Source organism: Sphingobacterium rhinopitheci (genome assembly GCF_022627575.1).
Lineage (GTDB): Bacteria > Bacteroidota > Bacteroidia > Sphingobacteriales > Sphingobacteriaceae > Sphingobacterium > Sphingobacterium rhinopitheci.
In genome coordinates, this window is sequence record NZ_JADEYQ010000008.1 from 136252 (window position 1) to 147692 (window position 11441).

7 protein-coding genes are annotated in these 11441 nt (G+C 34.1%); all 7 read left to right on the plus strand.

Annotated elements, in window-relative coordinates; translation table 11 throughout:
- The first annotated feature begins 147 nt into the window (after window positions 1-147).
- The 7 genes from IP023_RS10190 to IP023_RS10220 all read left to right on the plus strand — a co-directional run bounded on the left by IP023_RS10190 (window position 148) and on the right by IP023_RS10220 (window position 11038).
- On the plus strand, window positions 148-3294 hold the full coding sequence (locus tag IP023_RS10190) for a SusC/RagA family TonB-linked outer membrane protein (protein ID WP_241790172.1): 3147 nt from the start codon (window positions 148-150) through the stop codon (window positions 3292-3294).
- A 10-nt stretch (window positions 3295-3304) separates the two neighbouring features.
- Window positions 3305-4741 (plus strand): RagB/SusD family nutrient uptake outer membrane protein, encoded by a 1437-nt coding sequence (locus IP023_RS10195; RefSeq protein ID WP_241790173.1) that lies wholly within the window; start codon window positions 3305-3307, stop codon window positions 4739-4741.
- 4 nt (window positions 4742-4745) lie between these two features.
- Complete coding sequence (locus tag IP023_RS10200) at window positions 4746-5432, plus strand: hypothetical protein (protein WP_241790174.1); 687 nt, start codon at window positions 4746-4748, stop codon at window positions 5430-5432.
- A 2-nt stretch (window positions 5433-5434) separates the two neighbouring features.
- The gene (locus tag IP023_RS10205; RefSeq protein WP_241790175.1) at window positions 5435-6427 is read left to right on the plus strand and encodes a DUF5007 domain-containing protein; all 993 of its coding nucleotides are present in this window, start codon (window positions 5435-5437) and stop codon (window positions 6425-6427) included.
- A gap of 220 nt (window positions 6428-6647) precedes the next feature.
- Window positions 6648-6827, plus strand: a complete 180-nt coding sequence (locus IP023_RS10210) for a hypothetical protein (RefSeq protein WP_241790176.1) — start codon at window positions 6648-6650, stop codon at window positions 6825-6827.
- A gap of 55 nt (window positions 6828-6882) precedes the next feature.
- Window positions 6883-9000 (plus strand): fimbrillin family protein, encoded by a 2118-nt coding sequence (locus IP023_RS10215; RefSeq protein ID WP_241790177.1) that lies wholly within the window; start codon window positions 6883-6885, stop codon window positions 8998-9000.
- A gap of 4 nt (window positions 9001-9004) precedes the next feature.
- A complete protein-coding gene (locus IP023_RS10220) occupies window positions 9005-11038 on the plus strand; it encodes a fimbrillin family protein (protein ID WP_241790178.1) in 2034 nt (677 codons plus the stop codon).
- Window positions 11039-11441: the final 403 nt, after the last annotated feature.

Sequence of the window (11441 nt, forward strand, 5' to 3'; positions counted from 1 at the left end):
TATTTCCTAAATTATACGTTTGCTGCAATCGATTGTTTTTAACATTATCCTAATTAATTTAATATAAAACGATTATTTTTTTCATTAATGTTTTGTAAGTTAGTTTTAAAGATATAACTTTAACTAAACATTAACTTAATGATCGCTATGAGGATATTTCTAACTTTTGTATTATTGCTTATTTCATTCAATGTATCCTACGCACAACTAATTCCTATATCTGGTATCATTAAAGATCAACATGGGATGTTACTTTCAGGTATATCGATTACGGATAAAGCTACTTTGGTCTCCACTATGACTTCTGAGGATGGTACATTTACGTTAAATGTCAAATCTATCCCCACTACATTGTTACTTAGTAGTGTTGGATTTCAAAATCGTGATATTATTGTTCGTAACCAAGAATTTCTACGGATTAATATGAATCATGGTAATACTGGGCTTGACGAGGTAGTCATAATTGGGCATCAAAGACAATCTCTTCGTAAAACTACTAGCGCCGTTCAAGTTATCTCGGGTCGTGTGATTGAAAATATGGCGGCACCTAGTTTTGAAAGTTTACTTCAAGGGCGTGTTTCTGGCGTTAATATTCAAAATTTTACCGGTGAGCCGGGGGCTCGAAATACATTTACGGTTCGTGGTAATTCAATGATTTCGCCTGATTTGAATAGTGAAGTAGATTTAGCTAATACAATGAGTTCCCCATTATATATTATTGATGGTATGCCATTGTCAGTAACTGATTTAGCTTCATCATCTGCTACAGGTACTAATTATGTTGCTGGTATTAATATTAATGATATAGAAAGTATCACTATTCAAAAAGATGCTGCAGCAACTGCTGTTTGGGGATCTAGAGGTGCCAATGGTGTTATCGTAATTAAAACCAAGGTCGGAAAATCTGGAAAACCTCAGATTAGAGCCTCATATTATAGGGGAATTACCGAGCGTCCTAATTTGCAAAGAACATTATTAGGTTCCGCCGAGCGCCAAGCAAAAATCAATATTCTTAATGCCTATAGGAATGATCCTAGTAGCGCGTTAACACAGCCTTTGACGGATAGTTTGAATGCTAGTTATAATAATGCGACAGATTGGCAAGATCTGTTTTATACTTCCGGTAAAATTGATAATGTTGATTTGAGTATCGCCGGCGGTTCGGAGACTGTTAATTACAGGTTATCTTTAGGTTATTACGATGAAGGCGGTATTGTAAGAAATACAGGCTTTAAACGGTATTCTTTACGCGGTAATTTTGGTTTTAAATTGGCTTCTTTTTTACGTTCTGATTTTGTGTTTTCTACGAGCAGAATTGATCGTAAGGTAGGCCTGGGACGTGGGAATAATGAAGTTGTGCCAATTTCACAAGCTTCTATGCCTTCGTCATTTGTGCAGTTAGGTCCTGAAGACTATGATTTTTATTATGGTCAATTTGATAAAATAATAGATGATAATAAGTCGAATATTCTGAATATGTTTTCGAAAACTTATGTTGATATTACACCTGGATTACAATATTCATTTGAAGCTTCTGTGCAAGCTAATTTAGATAGAAGAAATCGTTTTCAACCTCGAGTTCTATCTGTGAATAATATGAATTTCGCATCTTCTAATAGTGCTGATTCATATACGTATAATATAGCAAATGTCCTTAATTATAGTAAATCATATGGTAATCATAATTTTGTGCTTACAGGTTTACAATCTTTTCAATATGATAATGTTAGATCGACCTCTATTCTAGGTATTAATTTGCCTACAGATGATTTTCGTGTTGTACGTGGTGTTACGGGTAGAGACCTAGAAGCTTCTTCTGATTTAAATAATGCTGGTTTATTATCTTATAGTGGTCAGTTTTCGTATGATTATCATTCAAAATATATATTTAATGCCTCTTATAGGGCGGATGCTTCTTCTAGATTTGGTAAGGATTCCAAATGGGGATATTTTCCTGCTTTATCTGTAGCATGGATTGTTTCGGATGAGGAATTTCTTAAGGATATTAGCTTTATTGATTTTTTCAAAATCCGTGGTAGCTGGGGGAAGTCTGGAATATTACCTTCTGACTTTTATGCTCCCTTTAATGTTTGGGACTTATCCACGACTACGTATGATGGAACTAGTATAGCAACACCCTCGTTTTATAAACCTTTGACTTTATCTAATTTGACTTGGAATAAATCGCAACAGTCTAATATAGGTTTTGATTTAAATCTTTTCAATTATAGATTGACATTTATAGTTGATGCTTATCGTAAAATTAATACAAATCCTATTGTTTCATTCCCATTCCCCTTTTATACAGGCTATACTAGACTTTCTTACAATGTCCCGATGTCCATTTATAACGAAGGTGTAGATTTGACGATTAGCTCTCGTAATATGCCAACGGGTCGTAGTTTTCAGTGGAATACAAATTTGAATGTTTCATTTAATAAAAATAGAATTGGATCGCTTCCAAATGGTAATGCATCTTTTTATGCTGATTCTAGAGGGTTTAATCAACGATTGCTGTATAATGTAGGTGGGCCAATCTACCAATGGGCACAAATGATATACCAAGGAGTATACAATCAATTAGGGGATATTCCTGTCAATCCTATAACAGGACAGCGATTAACGTATTTTAAAGGTGGTGTTCTAGTAGCGCCCGGTGCTCCGAATTGGCTTGATGTGAATGGTGATTGGGATGTTTGGGATGGCTCAGATATAGGTGCTGCTGATGGTGATTTAGTACCTACAGGTGATCCTAATCCAAAAGTAACAGGTGGTATTTTTAATGAATTTTCTTACAAGAATTTCTCTTTAGGTATCTTGGGCGTTTTTACTTTTGGAAGGGATATTATTAATAACTTGAAAAGTAATCAATTTTCTACTATCGGTAATAATGTTAATAGTTTTACCAATAATCGATTACCTGATTTAGGTGCTGTTAATTATTGGACGCCAGAGAAAGCTAAAGATCCAAATTATAAAGCTTCTTTTCCTTCTATAGATCCTATGGGGAGTTATTATTATCAATATTACCCATTTAGTACGATGTGGAACGAAAATGGGAATTATTTCAAAATTAAGACTATTTCATTGGGCTATCTAATGCCTACTTCTGTACTGCAAAGAGCTAATATCGGTCTTAAGAGTGTTCGATTTTATGGTATGATTGATAATCTGTTCGCTATTCAAGCAGCATCAGTGCCTGATGCGGAGTTAATTACGCCTCAAGGCGAATTCGCTGGTGGTGCATATCCTCTGCCTCGTAAGTTTACTATTGGTGTTGAAGTTAATTTTTAATTAGATAAATATGAAAAGGATTATATTATTTATACATACGTTGGCATTGGTTATGTCATTGGTTTCATGTAATAAGTACTTGAATCTAGAGCCAGAAAATAACACTCATGATGGGGTATTTTGGGTGGATGCTAATAATATTTCAAAGGCTGTATCTGGTGGATATTCTATGTTAAGAGATGCACATAGGCTAGATAGATCTTATTTTGTTTTTGGGGATTTAGTAGCTGGTAATTTTATTACGGGTGGTGACTATTGGAACTTTAAAGCCTTTAGTAAAAGTGGAGGCTTTAATTTTAATTATGCACCATATTTAGAAAATAGTCTTTGGAATTGGACACGCTACTATCAAATTATTAATCAATGTAATTTGATTATTGAGAATACAGCCAATATTCCATCAGTGAATTTCACCAATGGCGATATTGAAAAAAACAACCTTATTGCGCAGGCTAGATTTTTGAGAGCTTATACTAATTTTTATATGCAACGCGTATGGGGTGACATTTTATTGATTAAAAATAGTTTTAAAGATCCGCAGAATATCCCTCCCGTTGCAAGAGCTACGCAAGATGAAGTTTTGAACTTTTGTATCGAAGATTTAGTATATGCTGAGGTCAATATAGAGGAGAACGGATCTAAAGCCTTTGGTTCTGTAGGCGCTGTAAAATCTTTGTTGGCCCATATATATGCTTGGAAACATGATTATATTAATGCGGAGCGCCTAGCTAACGAAGTGATAACTTCTGGGAAATATTCTTTAGAAGCTATAGCTGATTATAGTAATATATGGAAAGGGAGTTCTAAAGAAACAATTTTCGAAATACCTATGCTATATCGTGAAAATGGTAATGAATCTTTTTTAGATTTTTTTAATATCTTTTTAGAAGATCCTTATATAAGAGGCAAATCTGCTTCATCAACGTGGAAAGTTGATGGTGTTATGCTGGATGAATATTTTGACGAACCAGAAGATAGAATAGATGTGGTCATTAGCCTTGATAATATTTTACTCAAGTATGCTGATGTTAAATATTATGATAACAATAATGCAGATATATATACTGTAAGTAATAACTTGGTATTGTTTCGTTTAGCAGATATATATTTATTACGTGCTGAAGCTTATTACAAAAATAGTAAAGAAGGATTAGCGTTAGAAGATCTCAATAAAATTAGGGAACGTGCTGGCTTAAATGCTATTAGTAGTTCTGCTGATGATTTATTTATGGAGATATTTAGAGAGAGACGTCGCGAGCTTATTGGTGAAGGCTCTACACAGTTTGATTTAATCCGTATGGAGTTATTTGAAAAACTCGATGAATTCAATACTTATTATTCTATAGATAGGATTAATAATCAAGGTTACTATTGGCCATTAAATATGAGGGTATTATTGCCTCAAGATGAATTATTAACTCAAAATCCTTGGTGGAGAAATAACTAAAATTATGAAAAAGCAAATTATTTTTGGAGCAATCTTAGTATTTACTCTATTTGGAATAGCATCTTGCAATAAAGAAGATTATAAAGTTGGTGGCGATCTTCATAATCCCAATGTTAATATGACGACGTATGATTATTTAAAAAGTAATCGTTTTGGATTATTTGATACCTTATTGTTATTAGTGGATAGAGCAGGAATAAAAGAGAAAATAAATCAAAAAGGAACATTTGTTGCACCTACAGATTTCGCTATTAATAATTATCTTATGGCGAGAACACGTATTGAACAGCTAAAAAACCCCTTCAGTACTTGGACTGTAGATTCTATTATTAAGTATGAATTAGCACGTTTTGCCGATTCTTTAGATATATATATTATAAAAGATGAATTATTACCTAATAGTGTTTTAACTTCTAATGGTACTCTTTTTCGAAATGCTAAGGATGCTGTGGTCGTATTATCTTATGAAGAAACTGATGATCCTAACTTAGGTTATAATACCAACTCATCGGTAAAGCCTAAAATTGTATACTTTTCTTATATAAATCAAACTCTACCTCCTAATTTTAATGTTAGTGATATTGTTTGGCCAATTGGCGAAAGGACGAGAGTGCAAACTTCTAATATACAGACAACTACGGGATCTTTGCATGTGCTTACTAACTCACATACTTTATTTTATTTTAGATAGTTATGGAAAAGATATCATTGAATTTAGTTATTGCTTTGTTTTTATTAGTAGTAATAGGGTGTAAAAAGCTACCGGATGGACATTTAAGTTCATTAATTCGTTATGAAGTTCAGCCTTTTCAAATTCAACAGGGTAGGACAGATGTTTCATCTAGCCTCAATTCAGAAGGTTCTTCAAAACCTTTTACGGTAAAGTTGTTAAATATTTACGACAGAGAGACAGGTCAAAATGTAACTGATATTTTTAGTGCAGCATATCCTACAAAAATATGGACAGCATTATATAATCCAAAAATTGATACTACATTAGAAATGATTAACGCGAAGAGGACCGATGTTATGTTACCGGCTATAGCTATCAATGCTATGTCTGGTCAAATTGAAGCTAATCCTTTAACGGAGAATTTGCCATTAGGGAAGTATAAATTTGATTTGGAAATTGAAAATTCCGCAGGTAGGCGTATATATCCTAATATTGGGGAATTCGATTTGATTGCAGCACCTACTTTTGAAATCCCCCTTGTTAGATCTACCGTAGCCATGAAAGTAGGTAATGAGTCGGTAACAACTACTATACCTAGTAACAATACACATATTCAAGTAACGCGTGTTGGTAATCAGGAAGATAAAATAATAGTTCGTTTTTTGGATAAGAATGGTGCTGTTTTTGATCCTAGAACTGAAATTCAAAGAAGGCCAATAGGTGGTATTTCTGTCGGTTTTTTACAAACAATGCAGGATTATTCACTTAGTACATCTGTCTCAGCCGATCGTTTTGAATTTATATATGCTGTAGTCCCATTTCCATTAGAATCTTTAGGTAATGGTTTCAATTATTATTATCGCATTCCAGCACAATTTGTAGAGTATGACGCTAGTTTGAATTTACCTTATAATACGTACTCTTGTAATGCACGCTTTTCATTTAGAGTATTTTCACCAGGGACCTATCAGGTGGATGTAATTATCCCCCAAGTAACGCGTCGAGCGCCTTAATTCAAAATTGTAGTTTTACGTAGCTTTGTTGGATGTAAAGAGGTTGCCTTTAATTAATATTATTATATATAGATAGAAGTTCAGTTGTGCTAATGCAATTGGACTTTTGTTTTGTGCGCTTAATCGTTAAAAAAATGTTCTATTATTAACAAAAACACTTTTAGAACATTTTTGTTAATAATAGTAAATATAATTGTTTTTTACCTATTATAAACAAAATATGTATAGACCAAAGTATGTTCGCCCTAAGTTGGTAGTGTTTACATTTATATTAGAAAATAGCTTGAGTGTTAGCTCGGCTAGTTTTACAACTGGAGGTGCAGGGGCTATTCCTCAAATCGAGGAATGGGAAGATGATTTGAAACAAGTTGATTGGGAATTTCTACCTCCTGAGACGTAATTAGACTTTTTTTTAATTAATAGGATAGTTTGGTACATATAATTGACTATGAAAAATGAAAGAAGAAATAATTATAAATAATTACAGAACTTTTTTTTACATCATTTGCTTCTCCTTACTTTTTATTGGCTGTAAAAAGGATTCTGCAAGTTCTGATAGAAAAGAGCAAGGCTCTTTGGTCTTTAAAATTGAGGGTATACAGCCAGTTCAAGATGATTTGGGTAAACAATCAAAAGTTGCTAGTAGTACCCGAGGAAGTGAAGGTGTTTCGACAGAATATCAAAAAATTGGCAATGTAGATGTATCTGTGCAGGCTAATGTTGCAAATATGGCTACTTCATTTGGAGGGCAAGCTTTAAATCTAAGAGATAACAATTCCAAAAAAATGAATAAGTTGGTAGCAAATGTTGGCATGGCTGTCGATATAAAATACGTAGTACTTTTGTTTAATACAACAACTAGACGCACTGAATTCATTGGTCAAGCATCAGTTGGTCAGAGTTTAGTAATCGATGCAGTAAAAGGGCAGCAGTACGATTGGATTGCCTATTCGTACAATAAAACGGATATTATCACTAATCTTCCTACTTCTATAGATGATGTTATTGATACCCCCACTGATGGTGAATTGTTGTATGCAAATGGAACTATATCTACTACGGAAGAGAATAGCCCTATATCCATATTATTTAAACACAAATTAGCACAAATAGTCTTTGAAATTGATACTGATAGGTTATTCGGTAAGATTAATACTGATGTTGTGTTGAGTTTTGTCGATGGCAGCCCTTTGACTAAAGGTAAAATGTCATTAAAGAACGGTGGTATAGATAGTATCGTTTCTTACGCTAAGCCTGTAGTTTTGGAAGAGGACCCTAATGATGAGAATATAAGGTTAGCTCGCTTCAACGTGGTGGATGTTGGTGCGCAACCTTCCTTTAGTGTGAATGTTAGTAATTTAAAAGTTACTTATTTGAATAATGTAGAACATGATTTAGTAGCAGCTAATGACGTTCGTAGAGTTGATTTTACCTGGCCTAGCAATATTAGTTTAGGAAAACGATATATTGGTACATTAAAATTGTGGTATAAGTTTCCAAAGCGTACAATATTGCACGTAACTAGAGTTGGTGCGGATGGATATGGTTACGCAGCACAGCCGTATTATGATGGAGTAAAGTACTATCCTGAATATAATAAGGCATCTTATAATTTAATGGCTGAGCCAAGAAATTATGGTAGCTTACCAGAAAGTATAGTTAGATCAGGAGGTTTTTCACATCTTAGATGTTATAGAGATGGTCAGCTTAATTATTTTTTAGAAGGAAGATATAAGCCGGCCCCAAATCCTACTACGACACCAGATGTCGCAGATAAAGATTTACCTTTAGATTTAACAAAGAGACCTGATATTGTTATTATTTCAGTTTATTATTTGATGGATGAAGATGATCGAACAGCATTGATTACCTACATAAATGCTGGAGGAGTCGTTCTTTTAATGACAGATGGTGTTAATTCAGCTGATAGGGTAGCACAGCAACCTTTTTTTAGAGATCTATTCAATAACCAGAGTATTACATTGCAAAATAATGGCTATCTGGGAGGAGCACTCTATAAATTGTCAGATATTGATGATGAAATATTAAATGGGCCTTTTGGGGATATTCGCGGTAAATATTGGGGTGAGGATGCTTCAGCAACGACTTCTTTAGCTAATGTCCCAAGTTCAGAGATTACAGAATATAGCGAAGCAAAAGCAGCTAATGGTACAGTAGCAGCGAATGGAATAACCATGTTTAAACATAAAACCAAGCATTTCTTTTGGATTGGTGATGGTGGATTTTTGTCAAATGAGAGGGTAAGAGGAATTTATGAGAATTATACTCTTGAACCTTTTGCGACAGTAGACCTTACGCAAGCTGTCTCTTTTAATCCTGTAGCTAGGTATAATTATAATAATTTTCCAGTTCCTAAGAAATATGGCTATGCAGGCAATGGAATTTCAGCAGGTAATACTGATGTGTATAACTCTACTATTTTCGCTAATATTATGTCATGGGCTGTGATTAATGCCGAATTCTTTGGTATTAACACTAGTGGTTTCGGGAAGTTACTTCCTGTTACAACAGATTGGGACTCAAAAACAGATTCGCTTAATGTTAATTTTTAGAAAAATGAATAGTTATTTTACCTCATATAGATTTTTATTTGTTATAGTAACATTTATAGCTGTTATAGCATTTGTCTCTTGTGAAAAAGCATTGCACGATGAATCTATTTCCTCTGAAAAAGCTACAGTTTCTTTTAAAGTTGCTGGAGTTAATTCTGAAGCTAGTATATCAAAATTAGGAACTTCTGATAGAGCCGTTTACACAACTAAAATTGTAGGTCAATCTAAGGCTAATACTATTTCTAAAAATGTTAGTTTAGAAGTAGATCAAAGTGTTGAAAATATGTCATCTTCTTTTGATAATATGAGCATTGCGTTAGCTAAGGGAGGATCAGCTTCGAAAACGCCTAATAAGAAAGCTGCATTAAGTTATTTGCCATCAGATGCTAAATTCCGAATTGTTTTGATTAACCCTAGTGGAGTAATTGTTTATAATGAGCAAACTACTTCAGATGAGGTTATTACATTTGATTTAATTATTGGTGAACAATATTCATGGTATGCTTATTCTTATGCTGATGATGAGGATATACCTGTAGCTACAGGTGAAGTGGTGAGAACTCCAATAGACAGAGATTTTCTTTATGCAAAGAGTGCTACACCTTTAATTGCACAGGCTAAAAATAATCCTGTTAGTATTGTTTTTAATCATCAAGTAGCTTTGATATCCATAGAGCTAGATTATGATAAATTGTATGCCGAGATTCCAACGGATGCTTCTAATCCATCTTCTATTAGTACTAATTTTGATTGGTCATTGGATCATCCAGAAGGCTTTTTATATTCTGCTGATTTTTCATTAAGAACAGGGCAAGTTTCTAATGAGGTATCTGACGATCTTGTTGATCTTAATGAATTGTTAAAAGATCATCCTACTGCTAGAAATGTTAAAGTTGTTGAGCTATATACGGTAGCTTCTCCTAGTACAGTGACACCTTCTACTTCGTTTTCAGTAACTCTTAATTTATTAAAAGCTAGGTATCCAAATATGGCGGTCGGAAGTACGGTAAATTTGATTGGAGGAAGTTCAACAGTTTCCAATACGTTTACAGATTTAACCAGGACGGCAGGCAAAAAGTACGTAGCTAAATTTAAGTTAAAGTATACTTTTCCGTCCTTTAAAATTCTTCATGTTGCAGGTAATGAGGGTGTTGGTTTCGTTGTGGATGACGTACATCACGCGTCGTATGATATGCTCCATAAGGCTATAAATTTTAGTACAACGACTGCTAACAGTGTGGTTAGGAGTGAAGGCTTTACACATGAGACAATTTCGACAACAACTGGTCTTGAGGCTGCTTTACATTTGACTTCTGGTACACCTCCTGATATTGTTATTTTAGGGGGGGGGTATAATCTTTCAAGTAATGATATATCTTCCTTAGTAACTTATCTAGATCGTGGTGGCGTGCTTTTTTTAATGTCTGGGGGCGTGTCTACTAATTTAAATTATTCAGCAGGTCATCAAGAATTTTTTCAATCACTTTTTAACACTCCATCAATAATAGCTAGTCCGTCTGATTATGGCGGTGGTTCTGTTTATAAGTTAACACCTTATGATGATGGGATACTTAATGGTCCATTCGGTGATGTTCAATCACAGTATTGGGGAAAACATAATCTAGTGAATAAGACTATAGTGTTAAAGAATTTTCCTGTGGCAGATGTGGTTCAATATAGTGGGAGTAACCCAGTGAATTCAAATGAAACTGTTTCAGACGGTGCGACTATGCTTAAGCATAAGAATAGACACTTTTTTTGGGTTGGGGACGGAGGATTTGTATACGTACTATCTCTTTATAATACAATGACCTTTAATCATACTGCTCCATTTGCTCTTTTCAATCTTCCATTAGAAAAACGTTCTTTACCAATGGCTAGACCTTATGGTATTGCTGGGGGGGAGTTCGCTGAAAGAGCCTTTTCTGTTTATAATTCTACCATTTATGGTAATTTTATAGCTTGGGCTGTTGCTAATGCCGAATTTTTCGGTATAAATAATGGGGGACTTGGTTCAGGACCATATCATGAGTTTTAGTGCCTTTAGTGCCTAATGTATAGATGTTGTAATCTGTTTTATATTATTACACATACATCCCAAATCAGTAAACTCTGGTTTGGGATGTGTTTTAATATTTATTTAACGCTTTATCAACAACTTAGCTATTATTCCAAAAAATAAAGAATAAAACACTTGGAAGTGGGATATATTTTGTGCTATCTTTGCACCACTCCGCAAGGGAGGAACGGTTGGTAACAACCTTGAAAAAGTAGAGTAGAAGATGTTTAAGCGTAGAAATATGCGAAAAACAAAAGAAAAAAAATCTTCAAATAAAATTTGGAGGTTAGAATAAATTTTCTACCTTTGCAGTCCCGACGGAAACGAAGGGAAAACAAAAAACGATAAGTACAGCAGTAATGCTCGAAATATAAGCAGAAGC

What these genes read in the sequence shown, in the direction of transcription:
- IP023_RS10190 (WP_241790172.1), top strand. Translation starts at nt 148, where the DNA reads ATGAGGATATTTCTAACTTTTGTATTATTGCTTATTTCATTCAATGTA.
- IP023_RS10195 (WP_241790173.1), top strand. Translation starts at nt 3,305, where the DNA reads ATGAAAAGGATTATATTATTTATACATACGTTGGCATTGGTTATGTCA.
- IP023_RS10200 (WP_241790174.1), top strand. Translation starts at nt 4,746, where the DNA reads ATGAAAAAGCAAATTATTTTTGGAGCAATCTTAGTATTTACTCTATTT.
- IP023_RS10205 (WP_241790175.1), top strand. Translation starts at nt 5,435, where the DNA reads ATGGAAAAGATATCATTGAATTTAGTTATTGCTTTGTTTTTATTAGTA.
- IP023_RS10210 (WP_241790176.1), top strand. Translation starts at nt 6,648, where the DNA reads ATGTATAGACCAAAGTATGTTCGCCCTAAGTTGGTAGTGTTTACATTT.
- IP023_RS10215 (WP_241790177.1), top strand. Translation starts at nt 6,883, where the DNA reads ATGAAAGAAGAAATAATTATAAATAATTACAGAACTTTTTTTTACATC.
- IP023_RS10220 (WP_241790178.1), top strand. Translation starts at nt 9,005, where the DNA reads ATGAATAGTTATTTTACCTCATATAGATTTTTATTTGTTATAGTAACA.